Raw genomic sequence first — 23,726 nt, 5'->3', positions numbered from 1 at the left:
TAAGTCGAAGTCGTTTTATGCTCTTTTGCTTCAATGCCCCGTTACACTAGAACTACGTGAATAGGATTAGGGGAAAACGTCGCTGGATTATCTTAGCCGCCGTCATTGTGGTGCTTGCCGTGGTGATCACGCTCTGCGTGCGCACGCTCACCTCAAGTGAGGACGAACAGGAGCCGACCATCCACTCGGTTCAATCGGACTCGACATTCGTCGTGGGACTGTCGGAGGAACCCACGTCGCTCAATATTCGCACCAATAACGAGCGCACCGTGGAACAGGCGCTGCTCGGCAACGTCTATGAGACGCTTGTCAAGCGTGACAACAAGAACGCTCTGACGCCCGGCATGGCGAAGTCTTGGGACATTTCCCCGGACGCGCTCACCTATACGTTCCATCTGAACTCCGGGATGTCGTTCGCGGACGGCGACCCGCTCAACTCCACGGATGTGGTCTGGTCGCTCCAGCAGGTCCTCTCCCACCGTTTCGTGGGATATGAGAACCTGGGCGACGTGGCGTCGGTCAAGAATCCGGACGCCCACACCGTGGTCATCACGTTGCATTCGCCCAACCCGCGCCTGCTGCGCGCGCTGTCGGACCGTCCCGGCATCGTCTACGACCGCGAACAGGACGACTCCATCGATTACAACAAGGAAGCGAGCGGATCGGGACCGTTTATTGTAGGCGGATTCCACCACCATTCCTTGATTCTCAAGCGCAACAACCAGTACTGGGGCACGAAGGCGAAAGCTTCCCAGATCGAACTGCGTTACTATTCGAACGAAACGTCGCTTATGGACGATCTGAACAACAATGTGATCAACATGGCGCTACCCAGGTACGCCTCCTCGCTGGAAGAGGCGTCCACGAACCCGACGTTCACGATCAACACGGGATTCTCGCTGCAAAAAATCCTGCTGGGATTCAACTGTTCCAACAATTCGCCGCTTTCGGACCAGCAGGTCCGCAAGGCCGTACGCTACGCGATCAACGCGCCGCAAATCGCGCGCACGATGCCCGACTCCAAGGAACAGCTCGGCGGACCGATCGGACCACTCAATCCCGGATATGAGAATCTCAACAGCCTGTTCCCGTTCGACCAGGCCAAGGCGCAACAGATGCTCTCGTATTTCCCGGCCGGATACACGGGAACGCTCGACATGCTCGTACAGCACCATTATGAGAACTTGGGACGCATGATCGAAAAGAATTTGACGGAAGCGGGATTCTCCGTCAATTTGGAAGTGCTCGACCAGGCCACGCTCCAGGACCGCGTCAACGCGGGCGACTACACGATGGCGATCATGATGATGCGCGACCAGTACGACTACACGCAGTTCCTCGACCCGAACTCCGTATTCCATTATGAAAACGGGGCGGCGCAACAGGAATACGACACCGCGATCAGCTCGAAGACGCTTGACGAATACAAGCAGCACCTGGCCAATTTCGCGCGCATCGTCTCCGAAGACGCCGCCAGCGAGTGGCTCTACACGCGCAAGGATTTCGTCGTCACCAAGGCGCGCCTGCACGGCTACCCCACGAATATGACGGGCCACTATTTGCCGCTCGTCAACCTCGATCGCTGACGGCCCGCGTGCACGGTGGGATTGGCGCTTTTTGTCACTGTAAGTTTTTAGACTAAACATCATGACTGAAAGCCAAGATATTAGCATCCAAGCCAATCTCACCGCACTCCCCGACCGAGTCAGTGTTGATGGTCTTGAAGACAAATGGCGCGACGTCTGGGAGGACAAGGGCACTTACAAATTCCAGAACACGCGCGACCGCAAAGCCGTGTATTCCATTGATACGCCGCCACCAACGGTGTCCGGCCATCTGCACGTGGGACACGTTTTCTCCTACACGCACACCGACATCATCGCGCGATTCAAGCGCATGAACGGTTTCGACGTGTTCTACCCGATGGGCTGGGACGACAACGGCCTGCCCACCGAACGCCGCGTCCAGAACTACTACGGCGTGCGCGTGGACACGTCCCTGAAGTACGACCCGGATTTCGTGCCGCCGTTCGAAGGCACCGAGGGCAAGAAGATCCAGGCCAAGGACCAGGTCCCGATTTCCCGTAAGAACTTCATTGAACTGTGTGAAAAGCTCACGGCCCAGGACGAAAAGCAGTTCGAGGCGCTGTGGCGCGAACTCGGCCTGTCCATCGACTGGTCGCAGACCTACCACACGATCGGCGAGCGCGCGCAGCGCGTTGCGCAGAAGGCTTTCCTGCGCAACCTCGAGCGCGGCGAAGCCTACCAGAAGGAAGCTCCGGGCCTGTGGGACGTGACGTTCCAGACGGCCGTGGCCCAGGCCGAGCTTGAGTCCCGCGAATACCCGGGCTTCTACCACAAGATCGCGTTCTACTTCGAAGACGGCACGCCGATCTACATCGAGACGACGCGTCCGGAACTGCTGCCGGCCTGCGGCGCGCTGATCGCCCACCCGGACGACGAGCGTTACAAGGCGTACTTCGGCCAGATGGTCACGTCCCCGCTGTTCAACGTGAAGGTTCCGATTCTTGCGCACCCGGCCGCGGAAATGGACAAGGGCGCCGGCATCGCCATGTGCTGCACGTTCGGCGACCAGACCGATATTGAATGGTGGCGCGATCTGCACCTGCCGCTGCGTTCTATTTTGCAGCGCAACGGCCGCATCATCATGGAAATGCCCGACTGGATCACGAGCGAAGAAGGCAAGCGCGTCTTCGAGGAAATCGAAGGCAAGACCACGTTCAGCGCCCGCAAGATTGTGGTCGAAGAGCTGCAGAAGGCCGGCGCGATGGACGGCGAGCCGAAGCCGACCACGCGTATGACGAACTTCTACGAGAAGGGCGACAAGCCGCTCGAAATCGTCACCTCCCGCCAGTGGTACCTCGAAAACGGCGGCACCAACATGGAGCTGCGCGCCAAGCTGCTCGAACGCGGCAAGGAACTCAACTTCCACCCCGACTTCATGCGCGTGCGCTACGAGAACTGGGTCAACGGCCTCAACGGCGACTGGCTGATCTCGCGCCAGCGCTTCTTCGGCGTCCCGTTCCCGCTGTGGTACCCGCTCGACGCCAACGGCGAGCCTGACTACAACAACCCGATCACGCCGTCCGAGGACGTGCTGCCGATCGACCCGACCAGCGATGTGCCGGCCGGCTACACCGAGTCGCAGCGCAACCAGCCCGGCGGCTTCATGGCCGAACCGGACATCATGGACACGTGGGCGACCTCGTCGCTGACGCCGCAGATCGTGACGCACTGGGCCGAACCGGGCGAAGAGAACGACGCCCTGTTCCACTCCACGTTCCCGATGGATCTGCGTCCGCAGGGCCAGGACATCATCCGCACCTGGCTGTTCTCCACCGTGGACCGCGCACAGCTGGAAAACAAGTGCCTGCCGTGGGCCAACGCCACGCTTTCGGGCTGGATCCTCGATCCGGACCACAAGAAGATGAGCAAGTCCAAGGGCAACGTGGTGGTGCCGAACGAGCCGATTAAGAAGTTCGGCGCGGACGCCGTGCGCTACTGGGCCGCTTGCGCGCGCCTGGGCCTCGACGCCACCTACGACGAAGGCCAGATGAAGATCGGCCGCCGTCTTGCCATCAAGCTGCTGAACGCCACGAAGTTCGCGCTCGCCATTGGCCGCGAGAACGACGCGCACCAGGTGACCGAAGGCGCCCAGATCAGCTGGGATCCGGCCGACGTGACCGAACCGCTCGACCGCGCCGCCATGGCTAAGCTCGCCCTCGTGATCCGCCAGGCCACGAACTTCCTCGACAACTACGAGCACTCCAAGGCTCTGGAAGTCATCGAAAGCTTCTTCTGGCAGTTCTGCGACGACTACATCGAGCTCGTGAAGAACCGCGCCTACGGCACGCCGGATGTCAAGGGCAACGTGCCGAGCGAAGCGGCCGTGAAGTCCGCGCGCACCACGCTGGGCCTAGGCCTCGACGCCTTCGCCCGACTGCTTGCGCCGTTCCTGCCGTACGCGACCGAAGAGGTGTGGAGCTGGATGCACACCGGTGAAGGTTCCGTGCACCGCGCCCCGTGGCCGAAGGCCCTGCCGTACGCGAACGCCGCGCTGCAGGTGTCCCCGGATCTGCTGTCGCACGCCGGCGCCGCCCTCGCGGCCCTGCGTGGCATCAAGTCCAAGGCCAAGGTCTCCATGAAGACGCCGATCCTGTCCGTGAAGCTGGCCGTGCCGGAGGCCGTAACCGAGTCGCTCAAGAGCGCCATGAACGACATCGCCGAAGCCGGCCGTGTCATTGGCGACTTCTCGCTGGCCAACGTGCGCGAAGTCATCGGCGAAACCTTCAACATCGGTTCGGGCGATTCCGCTGATGCTGCTGCCGGTTCCGACGCCGCCTCCGCCGACGAAACGACGATTATCGTTTCCGAAAGCGAACTGGGCGAGCTGCCGGCCAAGAAGCCGAAGAACAAGTGAGACATTCGTAGCCGCACTTGGTGGTAAGTAAAAGGCCCGCTGCCGATCATCACGATGGTCCGCAGCGGGCCTTTTATATTTGTTTGTATATTTTGTTTGTATATTTGGTCCGCTTATTGTGCGTAAAAGTACGCGGTTTCCTCATTAGTTGCGTAAATATACGCGGGTTCTTTCTTAACCGCGCTTTTGTTGCGTAAAAATATGCAGTTAATGTCTTACTTGCATTTTGCGACCGTTAAAATCCGCAGGTTTCTTCTTAACCGCGGTTTTTGTGCGTGAATATCCGCGGTTTTCTTCTTACCTGCGTAAAAATACGCAATTTACTGGTTAGACGACGATTATTCACGTGAATTTTTGCGGTTTGCATCTTAATCGCGCTTTTTAGTCGAGACACGCCGCGGAACGCGAATGAAAAGTGCGGCTAAGACGTTATTTGCGGATTTTCACGTGAATAATCGTAGGTTTATGCGTAATCCGCGTATTTTTACGCACTTAAGAAAGAAATTGCAGATCTTAACGGTCGAAAACCGCAGTTAACGAACAATCCGCGTATTTTTACGCACCTAAGCAACAACCCGCGTATATTTACGCACGAAAACGGCGACGACCCCAGTTTTCGAGACAGCACAGACAGTCTTAAGAAGCCAAATTTACTCGTCCGCAATTTCGCGCGCGATCGAACGGTGCCGCTCCTTCGCGGCGTCGGCCACAAAATGCAAATATTGGCGCGCAATATGCGGATCAAGTCCCGTATCATGCGCAAGTTGCGTCATACGGGCAAGTTGGGCGTCTTCACGCTGCGGATCGTACGCGTCGAAACCAGCGCGCGCCTTCCACTGCCCCACCTGGCGCGTCACTTCAAAACGTTGCGCGAGCATCGCAACGATAGCCATGTCGATATTGTCGATCGACGAGCGCAACCGCTCGATCTGGGCCGCGGCCTCGTCGGCAATAGTATTGGCATCGTTTCCGGCGCACCCTGCGGTGACAGCAGTGCCAGCGGTACCATTATCCTCGCTCGCGCCGGATTCAGATACGGAAGTGACGACAGTGCTCCCGTCGGTTTGCGGCCAGCCAGATTCCTCAGTCATGGCGCTCCCGATTTACTTCGAAAAATAGCGGCGCAGGACCACCGTCGTTTCCGTGCTTACGGGCACGGTTTTGTGGATCAGGTTCAGCAGCGACTCAAGTCGGCCGGGTGTGGCGACACGGACGGTGAGCATAAAGCTGGGGGCGCCGGAAATCGAGTCGCACGACAGGATGCCCGGAATGTCCTTGAGTCGTTCGGGAATCGTCGATTCTTCCGCATAATTGAGCGGCGTCACGGAGACGAAGGCCGTGACGGCCTCGCCGCGCTTTTCATGGTTGATAATGGCGCGGTATCCCTCGATAATGCCACGGCGCTCGAGTTTTTGCACACGCGACTGCACCGCGGATACGGACAGCGACGTGGCTTGCGACATTTGAGAGAGCGTGGCGCGGCCGTTGCGTTCCAGCAAATCCAAAATCAGTTCATCTTTTTCGTCGAGCACGACTGATCCCGCATACGACTCTTCAGAAGCGAGTTCCATGCCACTCCCACCTTTCATGTGTCCGCAACCGTAATATTTCCACTTGGCTACGGTTATATTAGCGCGATTCGAGAAAATCTACCGACAAATTACAGCAAATTACTCTTTTAGAGTGCGTCAGAACGACCAAAAATTTCCATTAATGGGCACATAATGAGAAAAATCCACAGATGTGGAAACATCTGTGGATTTTTCATCGCTTAAGAAGTTTTTCACCGCCTCAGCCCTGCAGCAGGGATGCGAGGAAGTCGCGGTTCGTGGCCGTCTTCTTGAGGCGCGGCACGATCGTCTGGTAGGCCTGTTCCGGTTCCATGCCGCCCAGCAGACGACGCAGACGGTAGATGATCGGCAGTTCCTGCGGGTTCGTGATAAGCTCCTCGCGACGCGTGCCCGAAGCGTTGATGTCGACGGCCGGGAACATGCGCTTGTCGGCCAGTTCGCGGCTCAGGCGCAGTTCCATGTTGCCCGTGCCCTTGAACTCTTCGAAAATCACTTCGTCCATCTTCGAGCCCGTTTCCACAAGGGCCGAGGAGATGATCGTGAGCGATCCGCCGTTTTCAATGTTGCGGGCCGCGCCGAAGAACTTCTTCGGCGGGTACAGCGCCTGCGCGTCCACACCGCCGGACAGGATGCGGCCCGAGGCCGGCGCAGCGATGTTGTAGGCGCGAGCCAGTCGCGTCATGGAGTCGAGCAGCACCACAACGTCCTGTCCCAGCTCCACGAGGCGCTTGGCGCGCTCGATGGCGAGCTCGGCGACCGTGGTGTGGTCCGTGGCCGGACGGTCGAAAGTGGAGGAAATGACTTCACCCTGCACCGTGCGTTCCATGTCCGTGACTTCTTCCGGACGTTCGTCCACGAGCACGACCATGAGGTGCACTTCCGGGTTGTTCATAGCGATGGCGTTGGCGATGTTCTGCAGCGTGATCGTCTTGCCGGCCTTTGGCGGGGACACGATCAGACCACGCTGGCCTTTACCGATCGGCGCCACAATGTCGATAAGGCGTCCCGTGATGCCGTTCTGCGTGGTTTCCTGCTTGAGTCGCTCGTTCGGGTACAGCGGCGTGAGCTTGTTGAAGTTCGGGCGGTTCTGCGCCTGTTCCACGCTCATGCCGTTGATCGAATCGATGGACTGCAGCGGCACGAACTTCTGGCGCTGGTTGCGGCGGTCGCCCTCGTGTGGAGGACGGATCGAGCCGTGCACGGCGTCGCCCTTGCGCAGGCCGTACTTCTTGATCTGGCTCATCGACACGTACACGTCGTTCGGGCCCGGCAGGTAGCCCGAGGTGCGCACGAACGCGTAGGATTCGAGCACGTCCACGATGCCGGCGACCGGGACGAGTTCTTCCTGCTCGCGCTCGTTGTTCGCGTTGCGGCGGTCGTTGTTGCGCTCATTATTGCGGTCATTGTTGCGATCGTTGCGTTCTTCGTCACGTTCGTCGCGGTTGCGGTTGCGTCCGCGGCGGTGCTCGTTACGGTCGGAACGGTCGTTGCGGTCGTTGTTGCGGTCATGATTGCGGCCACGGCGGTGTTCATTGCGATCGGAGCGATCCGAGCGGTCATTGCGTTCCGAACGGTCGCCGCGATTATCGCGATCATTTGTTTCACGATCAGTTTCACGATTGTCGCGCGCTTCGTTGCCGTTCTTGGCGTCGCGATCGGACGGCAGGGACGCGAGAATATCGTTGAGGTCGCGCTCTTCGGCTTCGTTCGGCTGCTGCGAACGGTCCGCGGATTCGTTCTGTTCCGCGTTCTTCTGGCGGTTCGCCTCGCCACGGCGGCTGCGCACGCGACGTGCCGTCAGCGGCTCCTCGGGCAGATCTTCCACAGGACGGCGGCGACGGCGCGTCACGGTTTCCCCATCCGCGTCCACTTCCGCCTGATCATTGCGTTCAGCATGCTCGCCACGGTTGGCGCGGTCTTCCTTGACCGTCACTTCGGCGCGCGAGATTGCGGCTACGGCCTGCTCGGCGGCATCCTTGGCGGAAGGTTCCTCATGCGAGTCCGCCTGGGCGGGGGCGGATTGCGGAACGGCGATTTCCACGGTTACGCCTGCGGGTGCCTTGCCTCCGGAACGGGCGGCCTGTAAGGTCGCCAACAAATCCCCTTTGCGCATGGAAGAGGTTCCACGCAATCCCATTTGCCTTGCAAGCTCCTTGAGTTCAGAAAGCTTCATATCTTGTAAGTTGGGGCTCGTTGCCACTTGGTGTGCCTTTCTTTGGCATGCAGCTATAACCTTGTTGCTGCTGCGAAAAAAGAGTTTGCGGGAATCGATTCCCGCGATGAAACGTTCATACAAAACCATTTGTATGACTCGAACTAAGCCATACCTTACAACGTTGCGCAGACCTTGGGCGTTTCGTTGTTCAAAATTCACGCAATACGCAAAAGAGCGGCATGAAGCCGCTCTTTTGTCATATGTCGTCAACGTCGCGCGTCACCTATCATGCGCCGTGCGCCGCGTCCCGCTCGAGGCTACTTTTCCTCGTGGTAGGACTTGTCGGTGTTGACCGACCAGACGTTCTGCTTGCTCGTCTTGCCGTCCTTGATGTTGCCGACGGCCTCGATCGCGGTGGCCATGGAATGGTCCATGTTGTTGTAACGGTGCTGGCCGTTACGTCCCACGCAGTACAGGTTGCCGAAGGAATCAAGGTATTCCACGAGCTCGGGCATCTGGTCGTAGGTGTCGAAGTAGGCCGGATACGCCTTCTTGACACGCTCCCTATGGGAGTCGAGCACGTCCTTCTCGCCGTTGATCACGCCCATGCGCGTGAGCTCCTGGATCGCGAACTTCGTGGCGTCACGGTCGGACATGTTCCAGAACTTGTCGCCTTCCTCGCAGAAGTACTCGAGGCCGATCCACACGGTATCGTCCACATCCTTGACCAGGTACGGACTCCAGTTGTTGAAAATCTGCAGGCGGCCGACCTTGTAGCCCGGATCCTGCACGTAAATCCAGCAATCTGGAACGATCGGCGGGTTGCCAAGCGTCGGGATCTTCGTCTCGTTCTTGAGCTTCAAGCGTTTGACCAGCAGACCCACCGTCACGAAGTCGCGGTACGGGAGGCCTTCGGCGATGGCCTTCATGTCCGAAGGAGCCTGTTCCTTGCCTTCGTCAATGGCTTCCAGCAGATCCTTGACGGGCATCGAAGAGATGAACTGGTCGGCGGCCATCGTGTGGCGCTCGCCGTTGGCGTCCTCGTATTCAAGCGAAGCGATCTTGCCATCGGCCTGGTTGACGGCCACGACCTTGGCGCCCTTGATGATCTTGACGCCGGCCTGTTCGGCGTTGTCCGCCACGGTTTCCCACAGCTGGCCCGGGCCGAGCTTCGGGTACCAGAATTCCTCGATAAGGGAGGTTTCCACTTCGGCGTTATCGCGCTTCTTCGGCATCATCTTCTGGAACGCGTTCTTGAGCACGCCCATGATGGACAGGCCCTTGACGCGCTGGGAGCCCCAGTCCGCGGAAATTTCCGACGGATGGCGTCCCCACAGCTTCTCCGTGTAGCCTTCGAAGAACATGGAGTAGAGCTTGCGGCCGAAACGGTTGATGTAGAAGTTCTCCAGATTGTCTTCGGGCAGCTTGTGGAAGACGGACTTGAGGTAGGAGAAACCGGCCTGCATCGTGATCTTCGGACCCATGGCCTGCAACGTGTTGAGGTTGAGCGTGACCGGGTAGTCCAGGAAGTGCTTGTTCCAGTAGATGCGCGACACCCTGTGGCGCTTGAGCATCACCTTGTCAGTGGTCTCCGGATCCGGGCCGCCCGGCTCCAGCTCATGCTCGCGGCCGAGCTTCTTGTCGTCGTAGGAAGGTGCGCCCTGCAGCGGCAGCGTTTCCTTCCACCAGTCCATGATGCGCTCGTCTTTGGAGAAGAAACGGTGGCCGCCAATATCCATGCGGTTGCCGTTGTGCTTCACGGTACGAGCGATACCGCCAAATTCTTGGGACTCCTCGAGTACCGTGACCTCGTAATTATCCGCGCCCCCGTCTTTCACGAGTTCCCACGCCGCGGTGAGACCGGCGGGACCGCCGCCAATAATTACTACGGATTGCTTCTGCGACACGATAGGACCTCTCCTTCAATGGATCGCAACAGTGTTCGGTGCGGCAAGAGCCGTCTGGACAGCACATCTTGCACGCCTAATAAAAATACAAGTCGTAATCTTGGCTAATTCTATGCGCTGCTATGACCAAATAATGAAAAGCGGGGAACGTCAGTGAATATCGTCGGGAATGTCGATATCCGATTTCTGCACTTCCTCCACATTGACGTCCTTGAATGTCACAATGCGCACGTTCTTGACGAAACGGTTGGAACGGTACACGTCCCAGACCCACGCGTCGGACAGCTGCACGTCGAAATAGACGTCCTGGCCGGCGGAACGCACGTTGAAATCGACTTTGTTCGCCAAATAAAAACGGCGTTCCGTCTCCACTACGTAAGTAAACAGTTTGATAACGTCACGGTACTCTTTATACAGCGCGAGTTCCGCGTCGGTTTCGTAATTATCAAGATCTTCAGCACTCATGTTTACCTTTACCCTGGCCGCGCTGGTAGACAGGATGCATGTTATTTATCGTCGTTCATGGAGAGTTTCCGACTCTCCGAACGGCGCGCACCTAGCGTTCTCCACCAAGCCTTTTTTGAAGCGTTATGACCCGCAGCATTGTACGGCCACCTATTCTCACTATTGGTCGCGTCCGGTGTGGCGTCCGCCGGAATTTCCGGAGTGATGTCCGGCTGCACCGTCAATTTGTGCGATTGCGCAACGTCGGCCGGCGCCGTGTTGGACACGTCCGGATTCATAGTAGACGATTGCGCGGAGGATGCGGAGTCGACGGCGTCCTTTGCGGCGCAATGGGCGTGCTTGCGCTGCTCGACGGCACGGCGGTGCGAGTCGAGCGCCTTCTGGATGCCCGGATTGCCTTCGATCCAGTGCATGCCGAACGCTTCGAGCGAGCTGATCGGATCGTATTCGTCCACCAGCGTGTCCATGACCATGAGGTCCTGGTATTTGCCGAGCGAATTGTCCCACAACGCGTCGCGCGACGTTCCCGACAGCATGAAGCCCAGCGACTGGTAGACGGAAATGGAACGCGTGTTCTTCGCGGGCACCGATACCCAGATGCGGTGCAATCCCAAACCTTCGGGCGTATCGGCGAAACCGTAGGCCATGACGCGCGGCATGGCGTCGCGCGAGTAGCCGCGTCCGCGGTACTCCTCGCCAAGAATGACCTGGATGCGCGCCGAACGCGACCATCCGTCAATATCGATGAGGAAAATCATGCCGAGCATGATGCCCGCGCAATCGGGATTGGCGTCATCCTCGCGGCGCGTGATCGTCCATGCGATCGTGCCGCGCTCTTCGGGATCGCGGATGCCCTCACGTTCCGAGGAGCGGCCTTCCTGCCACGCGATCGAACGCTGCACCCACGCGCGCACGGCCGACTTTTCGGCCTTGCGGTCCTTGCCTGTGATACCAGACGCCCCATGATACGCATTCAAATCATCCATCGTGGGAAGATCGTCCAAGGTGGCCGGTCGCAACGTCACCATTTCCCCGAAAATGCGGGGAATCGTGATCGAATCAGGTAAGCCGCGCCATTCACCATTGACATTATGCGGTTGCTGAGCAGTCTGGGCCATAAGCATTCCTTCGGTTACATGCACCATCTACATCCATTGTAGAGTGCGAAAATCCCTCCAATCATTTGCGATTGTAGACGATTGCACACGAAACACACACAGTAATGGCCATTACTGCATAAAATCCATACAAAAGAGGGCCCGTCTTACGACGGACCCTCTCATAAGTCACGTGACTGTTATGGAGTTGGCCGGTTTATGGGGCCGATCAACGTCCAACGCGTCACTTGATCTTGCTCATCACGATCTTCGTGACGGACTTGGCGTCGGCGGAACCCTTCGTGGCGCGCATGACGGCGCCAATAAGGGCGCCCATCGGCTTCATATTGCCGCTCTTGAGCTTCTCGACCACGTCGGGGTTGGCTTCCATGGCCTCCATGACGATAGCTTCCAGCGCACCGTCGTCGGAGACGACCTTCAGGCCGCGCTTCTCGACGACTTCGGCCGGCGTGCCTTCGCCCGCGAGCACGAAGTTGACGGTCTGCTTGGCGAGCTTGTCGTTGAGCTTGCCGTCGGCGATGAGCTTCTCCACCTCGGCCACGTCGGCCGGCGTGATGGACAGCTCTTCGAGCGTGACGCCCTGGTTGTTGGCCTCGCGGCTCAGCTCGCCCAGCCACCACTTCTTGGCGCCGGCAGCGGTGGCGCCGGCCTTGACGGTCTCCTCAATGAGGTCGAGCGCGTCGGCGTTGATGACGTCGCGCATCTCGATGTCGGAGAAGTTCCATTCGTCCTTGAGGCGGTTGCGGCGCTCGCGCGGCATTTCCGGCATCTGCGCGGCGATCTCGTCAATGTGGCTCTGCGTGATGTGCAGCATGACGAGGTCCGGATCCGGGAAGTAGCGGTAGTCGTCGGCGTCGGACTTGACGCGGCCGCCGGCCGTGGTCTGCGTGGCTTCGTCCCAGTGGCGCGTTTCCTGCAGAATCTCGCCGCCCTCGTCCAGAATCGCGGCCTGACGGCGGATTTCGTAACGCAGCGTCTTCTCGATGCCGCGGAACGTGTTCACGTTCTTCGTCTCGGAACGCGTGCCCAGCGGGGCGTCCGCGCTCGGGCGCAGCGACACGTTCACGTCGGCGCGCATGTTGCCCTGCTCCATCTTGGCGCGGGAGATGCCCAGCGCGCGCACGATGTCGCGGATGGCGCGCATGTAGGCGCCGGCGATTTCCGGAGCACGGTCGCCCGCGCCCGTAATCGGCTTCGTCACGATTTCGATCAGCGGGACACCCGCGCGGTTGTAGTCGACGAGCGAGTGGTCGGCGCCTTCAATACGGCCGTCGGCGCCGCCGACGTGCGTGTTCTTGCCGGCGTCGTCCTCAATGTGGGCACGCTCGATCGGGACGCGGAACACCGTGCCGTCCTCGAGTTCCACATCCAGATAGCCTTCGCCATTGGTCGGCTTGTCGTACTGCGAGATCTGGTAGTCGCGCGGCATGTCCGGGTAGAAGTAGTTCTTGCGGGCGAACTGGCTCCACTCGTTGATCTGGCAGTGCAGGGCCAGGCCGAGCTTGATCGCGTAGTCCACAGCCGTTTCGTTGACTACCGGAAGCGAACCCGGCAGGCCCAGGCTCACAGGCGTCAGTTGCGTGTTCGGCTCGCCACCGAACTCGATGTGCGCCGGGCAGAACAGCTTCGTGTTCGTGCTCAGCTCGACGTGCGTTTCCAAACCGAACACTACGTCGTACTTGTCCGTAGCTTCGGCGTACTTCATTAACTTTTCAGCCATAATGTTTCTTCTCCACGCGCTTACTTGTTGAGGCCTTCGAGCCACGGAGTGTTCATGGACTTCCACACCGGGCCGCCCCACTGCTCTTCCAATGCCGCTTCAAGGGCCGCGGCCGGCTTGTACATGACTTCATCGCGCTTCTGCGGAGCCAGGAACTGGAAGCCCACAGGCATGCCGTCGCCCGAGAGGCCGGCCGGAATGCTCATGGCCGGCAGGCCGGCAAGGTTGGCCGGAATCGTAGCGATGTCGTTGACGTACATGGCCATCGGGTCCTCGATCTTGTCGCCGAACTTGAAGGCCGTGGTCGGGGCCGTCGGGCAGATGAGCACGTCCACCTGGTCGAATGCCTTGTTGAAGTCGTCGATGATCAGCGTGCGCACCTTCTGCGCGGAGCCGTACCAGGCGTCGTAATAGCCTGCGGACAGCGCGTAGGTGCCAAGGATGATGCGGCGCTTGACTTCGTCGCCGAAGCCCGCTTCACGCGTGTAGCTCATCATGTTGGCGGCCGTCTGCGGCACGTCCACCGGCGGCATGACGCGCAAGCCGTAACGCATGCCGTCGTAACGGGCCAAGTTCGAGCTGGCTTCGGACGGCATCACGATGTAGTACGCGGACAGCGCGTAGCCGATGTGCGGGCAGGAGACTTCCACCACTTCGGCGCCCATGTCTTCAAGCAGCTTGACGCATTCGTTGAAACGGTCGAGCACATCCTGCTGGAATCCTTCGCCGCCGATTTCCTTGATCAGGCCGACCTTCATGCCTTTCAGGTCGCGCTTGGCGCCTTCGCGGGCGGCTTCAGCGGCCGGACGCACGGGCTCGGGAATGGACGTGGAATCGCGCTTGTCGTGACCGCCGATCACTTCATACAGCAGGGCGGAGTCGAGCACGGAACGCGTGGCCGGACCGATCTGGTCAAGCGAGGAAGCCATGGCGATGGCGCCATAACGAGACACCGCACCATAGGTCGGCTTGACACCGACGGTGCCCGTGAAAGCGCCCGGCTGGCGGATGGAACCGCCCGTATCGGTGCCCAGCGCGAGCGGGGCTTCGAAGCCAGCCACGGCCGCGGCGGAGCCACCGCCGGAACCGCCCGGCACGCACTCGGTGTTCCACGGGTTCATCGTGTTCTGGTAGGCGGAGTGCTCCGTGGAGGAACCCATGGCGAACTCGTCGAGGTTCGTCTTGCCGAGAATCGGCATGTGGGCGGCCTTGAGGCGCTCGATGACGGTCGCGTCGTACGGCGGGACCCAGCCTTCGAGAATGCGAGACGCGGCGGTGGTCTCAATGCCTTCCGTCACGATCATGTCCTTGATGGCGATCGGGACGCCGGCCAGCTCGGGGAGCTTGGCCTTGTCCTCGTCGCTCAGCGCGTCGAACTCGTCGGCCTGGGCGAGCGCTTCCTGGGCGCTCACCTTGAGGAACGCCTGCAGTTGCGGCTCGGCGGCCTCGATGACGGCGAGGTGGGCTTCCACGAGTTCGCGGCTCGTGACTTCCTTGTTACGGATCTTTTCAGCCATTTCGGCTGCGGTCAATTGTACGAGTGCTGCGGTGTCGCTCATATCACTCCTCCCCAAGAATGCGCGGTGCCACGAACATGCCGTCTTCCTTCACAGGAGCGCCGGAAAGGGCCTGTTCCTGCGTCAGCGGCTTCTGCGCGACATCGGGACGCAAGTATGCTTCGAGCGGTACCGGGTTGGCGGTGGGCTGCACGTCGTCGGTAGCCACTTCCTGCACGGTGTTGATCGATTCCGCAATGCTGTTGAGTTCGTCCTGCATGCGGACAATCTCTTTTTCAGTCAACGCGATTCGGGCCAAGTCACCCAAATGCGTGATCTCTTCGCGTGTGAATGTAGACATGGCCCCAACTATACGTTTCATTTGTGACGAGCGGACCGTGAAAATTTACAAATCACGCCACGTGCGCATGCTGCGCGATCCACGCGTGCATACTTACCGCGGCCGCCGCGCCCGCGTTGATCGAGCGTACGGATCCGAATTGTGAGATGTACACGACGTCGTCCGCCAACTCCAGCGCCTTCTCACTGAGGCCCGGACCTTCCGCGCCGAACAGCATGAGGCAGCGTTCAGGGAACGCGTACGTTTCCATGGGCACGGCGCCCGGCACAATGTCCAGCGCAATCACGCGCGCGGCGAGCGCCGCCTCGTAATCGTGGCGTGCCGCGGCGTATTGCGTTTCGTATTGCGCGTCGTCGATGGCGCCGTTGGCATGCTGTTCGTCAAGCGCGGCCATGCGCGCCTGGGCGTCTTCGCGTTCCGCGTTGATGCGCGCATGCCAGTCGTCCACGAGGCCCTGGATGCAGGCGTGGTTTTCGATGTGCTGGTAGAGCTCGGTCATAAGCGCACCCTTGCGGTTCCACTTGTGCGGTCCCACAATGTGTACGGTGCGGGCGGTGAAAGCGTTGGCCGTGCGGACCATGGAGCCGATGTTGAAGTCGTGCGTCCAGTTTTCTACGGCCACTTCGAAGTTGTGGCGTCCCTTGCGGTCGAGGTCTTCCTTGATGGCTTCTACGGACCAGTACCGATACGGGTCGAGCACGTTGCGGCGGTCGCCTTCGTCGAGCAGTTCCGTGTCGTATCGTGCATCGTAATTGGGGCTGGCCGGGTCGTCGGGGCGCGGTTCGCCCGGATGTGTCTGGGACCATGGGCCGAGGCCCACTTCCCTGAATACGGGTTCTCCCGACGCTTTGGCCGCTACATCAATGGGGTTAGGCTCATGCACTATTGCGCGTCCCTCAATTCTGATTCCTGGAAGATTTCCACGAACGGCAGTTCCTGCGAGTCGTCCGTTACGGGGTTGACCACGTTGATCGTGGGGTTGACCATATCCACGCCGCCGATCAGCGAGCAGATGGCCACAGGCTCGGCGCCTTCGGCCTTGATGATGCCGAAGTCGAGGCCCAGTTCGTTGCCGTTGCGCAGCGTGACGAGCGAGGAGGTCTGCACATACGACTTTTCCGACAGCCACGAGTCGATGAGCACGACGCGCTTGCCTTCGATAGACGGCCCCTTGATGGCCGGGTATACGAAGTCCATGACGAAGCCGTCGAGATCTTCGCCGCGCGAGTTCGCGGCGTTCATCACCGAGCATACGATCGGCACGGCGGCGGCCGTCAGCGCGCCCACGGCGTCGAAGTCGTCAATGCCGAAGCCTTGTTCTTCCAACGTGTCGAGAATGATGTGGCCGATCAGCGCGGATGCGCGATGGTCGAAGGTCACGGGCGTGAGCTCGGAGAACGGGCGGTCTTTCATGTGGTCGCGGATGATCGTGGCCAGCTGTTCGCGCGGCTGCATCATTGCGAAATCCAATTGATCTTCCATGGTCTTTCCACTTCCCCGATCGGAATGATCGACTGTGCCTGTCGGTTTAAATCCGTTATTTGCATCCATATGTTCCGCCATAGGTTCCAGCCTAACCAAACGTAGCGCCATCGTGTTGTCAGGCGGCACAGTGCCGGCGTAAACTAGGCATGTAGTACTTGAAACTGGAGAGAGAACGGCATGGGATTGCATATCTTTTTCACCGTGGTGGCACTGTTGATCGCCATAGTGCTCACGCTTTGCGCCCTGCAGTTTTTCTTTCCTTCACGCCCCCAGGCGCCATCCCATACGCATCCTGACGCGGACCAGACCTCCCCGGCCGTTATGTCCTCGCTGCAGCCCATCGCCCATTTGACAGGCCGCACGATTGTTGCCGCCATATTGTGTTTAGTGCTGCTCGTGCCCGCCGTGCACAATTTCGCCGCCAATTCGCGGGCTAAAGCCTGGCTTGTCAACCCGTGGCTGCAGGCCGCCATCGCGACGCCCGTCATGTTCTACAGCGCCTCCCCCATCCATGTCATCGGATGGAAAGCGCTGGTGAACCGCACGCCGAACATGATGTCGCTCGCCTCGATCGGATTGATCGGCTCCTATGCGTACAGCCTGCTCGATTGCCTGTTCCCGCGTCTGCTCGCATGGAACGACAACCAAACGTATTTCGCGTTCGTAGGCGTGATCACCACGCTCGTGCTGCTCGCCCAGCTCATCACGGACCGCTGGATGTCGCACCGGCGCAAGCTCCCGGCCCAGCGCATGGTCGACCGCGTCACCGTCATATTCGTGCCCGTCGTACTCATCATCGCGCTGTGGACGTTTACGCTGTGGCTCGCGTTCGGCCCGCAACCGGCGCTGCCAACGGCGGTACTGTGCGCGATCAGCGTGCTCATTATCGCGTGCCCGTGCGCGCTGGGATGGGCGATGCCGCTGAGCATTTCGTTCGCGCTGCAGCGCGCGCACCGCGACGGCATGCGCATCGTCCATCTCAACGTGCTGCAGCGCGCCCAATATATCCGTTCCGTCGTCTTTTCGAATACGATCGCCACGGAAGCGAAAAGCGCGATGATCGCGCTCAATAAAGCGGGAATCCGCACGTCCGTACTCGACGTGCACTCGATTTCGGCGCTCGCGACGGCCGCCAATCAAATCGATTCGTTGCGGTCCACCAAAAATCGCGTCGCGCTTGTCGCGTTCGTCTCCACGGGACTTGAGGCGGAGTCCATACGCAACGCCGTCGATATTTCGGTAATTTATACGGACAATATTGACGACTACCATCCGACGGAAGCGGATTTGCTGTGCAATCCGAGCACGCACTCGCATATATTGTCGTTAATACAACTGTCGCACGCTACGATGCGTAACGTGCGACAGAATTTGGCGTGGACTTTCATTTTCAACATCATCGGCATTCCACTGGCCGCAGGACTGCTCTACCCGTTTACGGGATGGCTGCTCAATCCGATGTTGGCTTGCGCAGCCATGCTATTGTCGAGCGTCCTCGTGTTGCTCAACGCGCTTCGTCTTCGTCGTCGGTCGACTCCGCGGCCTTCCAGCCGTCGTCCGCGCCGTTGATCTCGAGCTGCGAATCGTCGGGGTTGGTGTCGCCCAGTTCCGGATCCACGTCGTAGACCTTGAACTCCAGGTGATCGCCACCCGTGTGGTCCACGAGCACGGTCTTGCCGTCGTGGATCTTGCCGCCGAGCAGCATCTTGGCCATCGCGTCGCCGACTTCCGTCTGCACGAGGCGGCGCAGCGGACGGGCGCCGTATGCCGGATCGTAACCCGTGTTGGCGAGCCATTCGCGTGCCGCTTCGGTCACGTCGAGCGTGATGCGGCGGTCGGTCAGGCGCGACGCGACCTGCTTGACCTGCAGGTCCACAATGCGGCCCAGTTCCTTGCGCGACAGCGGCTGGAACATGACCACATCGTCGAGACGGTTGAGGAATTCCGGACGGAACTGCGCGTGCACGGTGTCCATCACGGCCTTCTCCTTGGCCTTCTCGTCAAGATCCGGGTTCACGAGGAACTGCGAACCGAGATTCGAGGTCATGATCAGGATCGTGTTCTTGAAGTCCACGGTACGGCCCTGGCCGTCGGTCAGGCGGCCGTCGTCGAGCACCTGCAGCAGGATGTCGAAGACTTCGGAGTTCGCCTTCTCGACTTCGTCGAACAGCACCACCGAGTACGGACGGCGACGCACGGCTTCAGTGAGCTGGCCGCCCTCTTCGTAACCGACGTAGCCCGGAGCGGCACCGATCAGGCGCGACACGGAGCTCTTCTCCATGTATTCGCTCATGTCGATGCGCACCATGGCGCGTTCGTCGTCGAACAGGAAGTCCGCAAGCGCCTTGGCGAGCTCGGTCTTGCCCACGCCCGTAGGTCCAAGGAACAGGAACGAGCCGGTCGGACGGTTCGGATCCGACAGGCCTGCGCGCGAACGGCGCACGGCGTCGGACACGGCCTGCACGGCTTCGCTCTGGCCGATGACGCGCTTGCCCAGGTACTCTTCCATGTTCAGCAGCTTCTCGTTTTCGCCCTGCATGAGGCGGCCGACAGGGATGCCCGTCCATTCGGCCACAATGCCGGCCACGGAATCCGCGTCCACATGGTCGGGAACCATCGGCTCCTCCTTGTGGGCGAGGTCGGCTTCCTGCTCGGCTTCGTGCTCGGCGTCCGCCAGCTGCTTCTGGATGGCCGGAATGTCGCCGTACAGGATCTTGCTGGCCTTGGCGAGGTCGCCGTCACGCGTGGCCTTGTCGGCCTGGACGCGCAGCGAGTCGAGGCGGGCGCGCAGGTCGCCAACCTTGTTGTGGCCGGCCTTCTCGGCGTCCCAACGGGCCTTGAGGCCGTTGAGGTGTTCCTTCGTGTTGGCGAGGTCTTCGCGCAGCTTCTTGAGGCGGTCCTGGCTTGCCGGATCGTCCGTTTCCTTGGACAGCTGCATTTCTTCCATTTCGAGGCGCGTCACCTTGCGCTGCAGTTCGTCGATTTCCTCAGGCTGGGAATCGAGTTCCATGCGCAGGTGGGCTGCGGCTTCATCCACAAGGTCGATGGCCTTGTCCGGAAGCTGGCGTCCCGTGATGTAGCGGTTGGACAGCGTCGCGGCGGCCACAAGCGCGTCGTCGCCGATCGTCACCTTGTGGTGCGCTTCGTAGCGTTCCTTCAAGCCACGCAGAATGGCGATCGTGTCCTCCACGCTCGGCTCGCCCACGAACACCTGCTGGAAACGGCGTTCGAGAGCCGGATCCTTTTCAATGTTCTCGCGGTATTCGTCAAGCGTCGTGGCGCCAATCAGGCGCAGTTCGCCACGCGCCAGCATCGGCTTGAGCATGTTGCCCGCATCCATGGAGCCTTCGGCGGAACCCGCGCCCACCACGGTATGCAATTCGTCGATGAACGTGATGATCTGGCCGTCGGACTGCTTGATTTCGTCAAGCACGCTCTTGAGGCGCTCTTCGAATTCGCCACGGTACTTGGAACCGGCCACCATGGAGCCCAGATCCAGCGAAATAAGCTTCTTGTTCTGCAGCGTGCTCGGCACGTCGCCCGCCACAATACGCAGTGCGAGGCCCTCGACCACGGCCGTCTTGCCGACGCCCGGTTCGCCGATGAGCACAGGGTTGTTCTTCGTGCGGCGGCTCAGGATCTGGATCACACGACGGATTTCCTGATCGCGGCCGATCACAGGGTCGAGCTTGCCTTCACGGGCGCGCTCGGTCAGGTCGGTCGAATACTTTTCAAGAGCCTTGTAGGAACCTTCCGCGTCTGGGGAGGTGACCTTAGCACCACCGCGCAGCTCCGGAATGGCCTTATCAATTGCTTCGGGGGTTACACCGTTCTGTTGCAGGATTTCTCCAGCGCGGTTCGGCATAGCCTGAGCGATGGCGAGCAACAGTAGCTCGCACGAAATATAGTCATCGCCCATGGTCTTCATATCGTCAGCAGCCTGAGACAGCACAGCCGAGAGTTGACGGCTAGCCTGTGGCTGTGAAGTAGACGAGCCTGTTGCGCTCGGCAGATCGGTTAACGCACGGCGTACTGCAGCGCCAATGATTTGGCGAGAGCCACCAGCTGCTTCAATCAGCGGTACAACAATGCTATTTTCCTGACGCATGAGGACATCGAGCAGGTGCAGTGTATCCACCTGCGGATTACCTGCGGCCGCAGCACTCTGAATGGCGTCACTGAGCGCCTCCTGAGCTAGGGTCGTGTACTTCTGTTCCATATCATCCTCCATGTCACGCGTACCGCAGTGCATGGCACATTGTGGTACGCCTCAATGTTTCTGATAATTCCAACCACAGGGCCTTCCCAATTATTCCAAAACTTGAGTGAATAAGACTCAACTTTTGATATTCGCGGAACGAACCCCCGAAGTCCGTATTGTCTCTGCCATTGTCACGCGCATATAAAACGAGGCTGCCTGCATTATGCGGACAGCCTTACGAATCCCAGCGAATTCCCACAAGAGATTCGCCTTGTTCCCAGATTGGGGTTTTGAGCGGGATTTTCAGCTCGGTTCTTTCAGCTTGGGTTACTCAGCCCTGGACCACCACGTTGCGCAAATCGCCCACGCCTTCCACGTGCACAATCGCCTCGTCGCCAGGATGCAGGCTTCCCGTGGCGTACGGCGTGCCCGTCAGAATCACGTCGCCCGGCAGCAGCGTGGCGAACTGCGAGATTGTGGCGATCTGCTCGGGGATCTTGTGGATGAGGTTCGCCGTGGTACCGCTCGCTTCCGGCACGTCCTCGCCATTCAACGTGAACGAAATATGCGCGTCCGTCCAGTCGACCTCGTCCTTCGTCACGATCCACGGGCCGAGCGGGCAAGCCGTGTCGAAGCCCTTGGCACGCGTCCACATGGGATCGAGGTTCTGCAGGTCGCGCAGCGTCACATCGTTGACGCAGGTGAAGCCCACCACGTAGTCCATGGCGTCCTTTTCCGAAACGTTCTTGGCGATACGGCCGATGACCACGGCCAGTTCCGGTTCGAAGTTCATGTCGTGGGAGATGGACGGGAACACGATCGGATCGTCGGGGCCGATCACGGAAGTGGACGGCTTCGTGAAAATCACCATGTCCTGCGGAGCGTGCTCCTGCTCGGTCCAACCCTGCTCGTGCATGAATTCGGCATGGGCCTCGTAGTTCTTGGCCAGGCCATACACCTTAGAAGGGATGACGGGCGCGAGCAGCCGGATGCCGTCGCCATCAACAGGAAAACGCTCACCGGTCGGTTCCACTTGTCCAAGAAGCGGATGTCCGGTGAGCGCTACCAAATAGTCCTTGCCGTCGTTTTCGTCATGCTGGACGAAAGCGTACTGCGGAATGTCATTGTGGGAAAAACGTGCAATTCTCATAGCGTTCCAGTGTAGCAGCGGACGGCGCGCATACAAGGCCGGCCGCCGCTACGCTGAACACCAACAAGAACTAGTCCTCCAGCTGCTTCTTGAGCATGCGCGAACGCATGGCCACAAGCATGCATGCGGCGGCGAGCAATGCGGCCACCACCACAAGCAGCGTGATGCCCGCGGCGCCCGTAAGCGGCAGCTGCGTCAGGGACTTGACGTTCTTGACAGCGGCCGTGGCCTGGGCGCTTTTGCCGTTGTCGTCGCTCGGCGTCACGAGATTCCACATGGCGTCCTTCGAGAACGTCACGTTGCCGTTCTCGTCAATGCTTACCTTGAAGGTCGGCAGCATCGTGGCCATGTAGCCTTCCGGCGCCTTCGTTTCCTTGACCGTGTACTGGCCGGCGCCCAAGCCGTTGAAGCTCACCACGCCCTTGTCGTCGGACGTGGCCGTGGCGGCGCCGCCGTTCTGGGAGAAGTCCGCGCCCACACTGTCGCCCTTGAGCTCGAAAGTGGCGCCTGCAAGCGGCGTCACGCCGTCCGCGCCAACCTTCGTAAACGTGAAGCCGTACGTCTTGAGCAGCGAGTCGATGCCGTCGCCGAACTCGCCTGTGTTGTGCTGCACGTAAGCGGAATTCTTCACGCCGTCGAGGGCCTTGGCGTTTACGATGGCCGTGTAGGTGACGGTCAGCTTCTTGCCGTCCTGGCCGGCCACATTGGCCAGCGTGATGAGCGTGACGGTCTGGTTCGGAAACTCGGAATCCTGCATGTTCTGCGTAACCGTGTACTGGCCGGCGGCCACGGGAGCCCCGTCAATGGCCACCTTGAACGAAGCGGCGTCGCTCGGCATCGTCAAGCCTTCGGACGCGACGTCTCGGACCGTGAGCTTGTAGTTGCTGTAGCCGGCGGTGCCCGGAATCGTGGTGGCGATGGTGTAGGTGAGCTTGTCGCCCACCGTGGCGGTACCGTTCGTGTCGCCCGTCACGGTCTTCGTGGGCAGCGTGCCCTTGTTCGGCTTGGCCACGGCCTTGCCGAGCTCGGCGCCATTGTTGATGGAAGCGAGCATCTTGCCGTTGTAAGGAATCGCGGTGCCCACGAGCATCGGGGCGCCGGACTGGGCACCGTTCTGCATGTCGGTCACGAGGTAGTAGCCCGGCTCCAAGCCGTCGAACTGCGCAGCGGTGTCGGTCATGGTGGCGCTGACGCCCGAGCCCGTCACGGCGTCGGCGAGCTTCGTGGCCGCTTCGCGCAGCTGGTCTCCCGTAAGCGTGGTCAGGTAGGACAGCGACGCGTTGGCCGGGTAGTCGGCCGGCATATGTTCGGCCTGCGCGGCGGATTCGAGCGCGTTGTTCCATGCGGCGTTCTGGTTGAAGTCCACCGAGGTGACCGTCGTCTCATCTTCGTTCGCCTTGGCGTTCGCGTAGGTGCCGAGCTGGTAGGCCGTGAACGTACGATCCTTCACATCACCCGTAATCGTGATGCTCGCGGTCGCGGCGTTCTGCGCCGCCGGCGCGGTCTGTTCAGCTTGGGCGACGCCCGCGCCGCACGTCAGGCTTGTGGCGAGCGCGGCCACGGCCGACACCATGGTCCACATTCGTTGCATTCTCTTCATGTTGGTCCTTCTCTTTCGGCCGGCATGCCGGCACACATCTTTCAGGTCGTGGCGCGG

16 protein-coding genes and 2 pseudogenes are annotated in these 23,726 nt (G+C 60.2%); 3 read left to right on the top strand and 15 right to left on the bottom strand.

Going from position 1 to position 23,726, the window contains the following annotated elements; all coding sequences use genetic code 11:
• Positions 1-119: 119 nt before the first annotated feature.
• Both BMAGN_RS00495 and valS read left to right on the top strand, forming a co-directional pair.
• Positions 120-1,586 carry an ABC transporter substrate-binding protein gene (locus tag BMAGN_RS00495; protein WP_155802534.1) on the top strand — a complete coding sequence of 489 codons (1,467 nt, stop codon included), beginning with the start codon at positions 120-122 and terminating at the stop codon, positions 1,584-1,586.
• A 61-nt stretch (positions 1,587-1,647) separates the two neighbouring features.
• On the top strand, positions 1,648-4,440 hold the full coding sequence (gene valS / locus BMAGN_RS00490) for a valine--tRNA ligase (protein WP_022859786.1): 2,793 nt from the start codon (positions 1,648-1,650) through the stop codon (positions 4,438-4,440).
• 650 nt (positions 4,441-5,090) lie between these two features.
• On the opposite strand, the gene BMAGN_RS07795 is transcribed toward valS, so the two are convergent.
• The 12 genes and pseudogenes from BMAGN_RS07795 to BMAGN_RS00435 all read right to left on the bottom strand — a co-directional run bounded on the left by BMAGN_RS07795 (position 5,091) and on the right by BMAGN_RS00435 (position 16,784).
• The gene (locus BMAGN_RS07795; RefSeq protein WP_022859785.1) at positions 5,091-5,531 is read right to left on the bottom strand and encodes a chorismate mutase; all 441 of its coding nucleotides are present in this window, start codon (positions 5,529-5,531) and stop codon (positions 5,091-5,093) included.
• A gap of 12 nt (positions 5,532-5,543) precedes the next feature.
• On the bottom strand, positions 5,544-6,011 hold the full coding sequence (locus tag BMAGN_RS00480) for an Lrp/AsnC family transcriptional regulator (RefSeq protein WP_022859784.1): 468 nt from the start codon (positions 6,009-6,011) through the stop codon (positions 5,544-5,546).
• A gap of 220 nt (positions 6,012-6,231) precedes the next feature.
• Complete coding sequence (rho, locus tag BMAGN_RS00475) at positions 6,232-8,211, bottom strand: transcription termination factor Rho (protein WP_026502007.1); 1,980 nt, start codon at positions 8,209-8,211, stop codon at positions 6,232-6,234.
• Between the two features lie 272 nt (positions 8,212-8,483).
• The gene (locus BMAGN_RS00470) at positions 8,484-10,073 is read right to left on the bottom strand and encodes an NAD(P)/FAD-dependent oxidoreductase (protein ID WP_022859782.1); all 1,590 of its coding nucleotides are present in this window, start codon (positions 10,071-10,073) and stop codon (positions 8,484-8,486) included.
• Between the two features lie 150 nt (positions 10,074-10,223).
• Entirely contained in the window at positions 10,224-10,538 is a 315-nt protein-coding gene (locus BMAGN_RS00465; RefSeq protein ID WP_022859781.1) for a DUF2469 domain-containing protein, read from the bottom strand.
• Positions 10,539-10,579: 41 nt separating this feature from the next.
• Positions 10,580-11,656 (bottom strand): GNAT family N-acetyltransferase, encoded by a 1,077-nt coding sequence (locus BMAGN_RS00460; protein WP_022859780.1) that lies wholly within the window; start codon positions 11,654-11,656, stop codon positions 10,580-10,582.
• 223 nt (positions 11,657-11,879) lie between these two features.
• Positions 11,880-13,376: an Asp-tRNA(Asn)/Glu-tRNA(Gln) amidotransferase subunit GatB gene (gatB, locus tag BMAGN_RS00455; protein WP_022859779.1), complete on the bottom strand. Its 1,497-nt coding sequence runs from the start codon at positions 13,374-13,376 to the stop codon at positions 11,880-11,882.
• Between the two features lie 20 nt (positions 13,377-13,396).
• The gene (gene gatA / locus BMAGN_RS00450; RefSeq protein WP_022859778.1) at positions 13,397-14,935 is read right to left on the bottom strand and encodes an Asp-tRNA(Asn)/Glu-tRNA(Gln) amidotransferase subunit GatA; all 1,539 of its coding nucleotides are present in this window, start codon (positions 14,933-14,935) and stop codon (positions 13,397-13,399) included.
• 1 nt (position 14,936) lies between these two features.
• A complete protein-coding gene (gene gatC, locus BMAGN_RS00445) occupies positions 14,937-15,233 on the bottom strand; it encodes an Asp-tRNA(Asn)/Glu-tRNA(Gln) amidotransferase subunit GatC (protein WP_022859777.1) in 297 nt (98 codons plus the stop codon).
• A 52-nt stretch (positions 15,234-15,285) separates the two neighbouring features.
• Complete coding sequence (locus BMAGN_RS08675) at positions 15,286-15,627, bottom strand: TrmH family RNA methyltransferase (RefSeq protein ID WP_420796430.1); 342 nt, start codon at positions 15,625-15,627, stop codon at positions 15,286-15,288.
• Positions 15,618-16,116: pseudogene (locus BMAGN_RS08670) on the bottom strand (RNA methyltransferase); the annotation flags it as partial. The pseudogene BMAGN_RS08670 and the gene BMAGN_RS08675, both read right to left, overlap by 10 nt.
• Positions 16,116-16,784 (bottom strand): type I phosphoribosyltransferase, encoded by a 669-nt coding sequence (locus BMAGN_RS00435; protein WP_026502006.1) that lies wholly within the window; start codon positions 16,782-16,784, stop codon positions 16,116-16,118. The gene BMAGN_RS00435 and the pseudogene BMAGN_RS08670, both read right to left, overlap by 1 nt.
• A gap of 1,263 nt (positions 16,785-18,047) precedes the next feature.
• Here BMAGN_RS00435 and BMAGN_RS08660 point away from each other — a divergent pair.
• Positions 18,048-18,239: pseudogene (locus tag BMAGN_RS08660) on the top strand (ATPase P); the annotation flags it as partial.
• Here BMAGN_RS08660 and clpB read toward each other — a convergent pair.
• The 3 genes from clpB to BMAGN_RS00415 form a co-directional block, all read right to left on the bottom strand.
• Complete coding sequence (gene clpB, locus BMAGN_RS00425) at positions 18,223-20,970, bottom strand: ATP-dependent chaperone ClpB (RefSeq protein ID WP_022859773.1); 2,748 nt, start codon at positions 20,968-20,970, stop codon at positions 18,223-18,225. The pseudogene BMAGN_RS08660 and the gene clpB overlap by 17 nt on opposite strands.
• 280 nt (positions 20,971-21,250) lie before the next feature.
• The gene (locus BMAGN_RS00420; RefSeq protein ID WP_022859772.1) at positions 21,251-22,069 is read right to left on the bottom strand and encodes a fumarylacetoacetate hydrolase family protein; all 819 of its coding nucleotides are present in this window, start codon (positions 22,067-22,069) and stop codon (positions 21,251-21,253) included.
• 70 nt (positions 22,070-22,139) lie between these two features.
• Entirely contained in the window at positions 22,140-23,669 is a 1,530-nt protein-coding gene (locus BMAGN_RS00415) for a SpaH/EbpB family LPXTG-anchored major pilin (protein ID WP_160257208.1), read from the bottom strand.
• Positions 23,670-23,726: the final 57 nt, after the last annotated feature.

It is taken from the genome of Bifidobacterium magnum (genome assembly GCF_000741255.1).
GTDB lineage: Bacteria > Actinomycetota > Actinomycetes > Actinomycetales > Bifidobacteriaceae > Bifidobacterium > Bifidobacterium magnum.
This window is presented reverse-complemented; position numbering and strand designations above follow the sequence as displayed.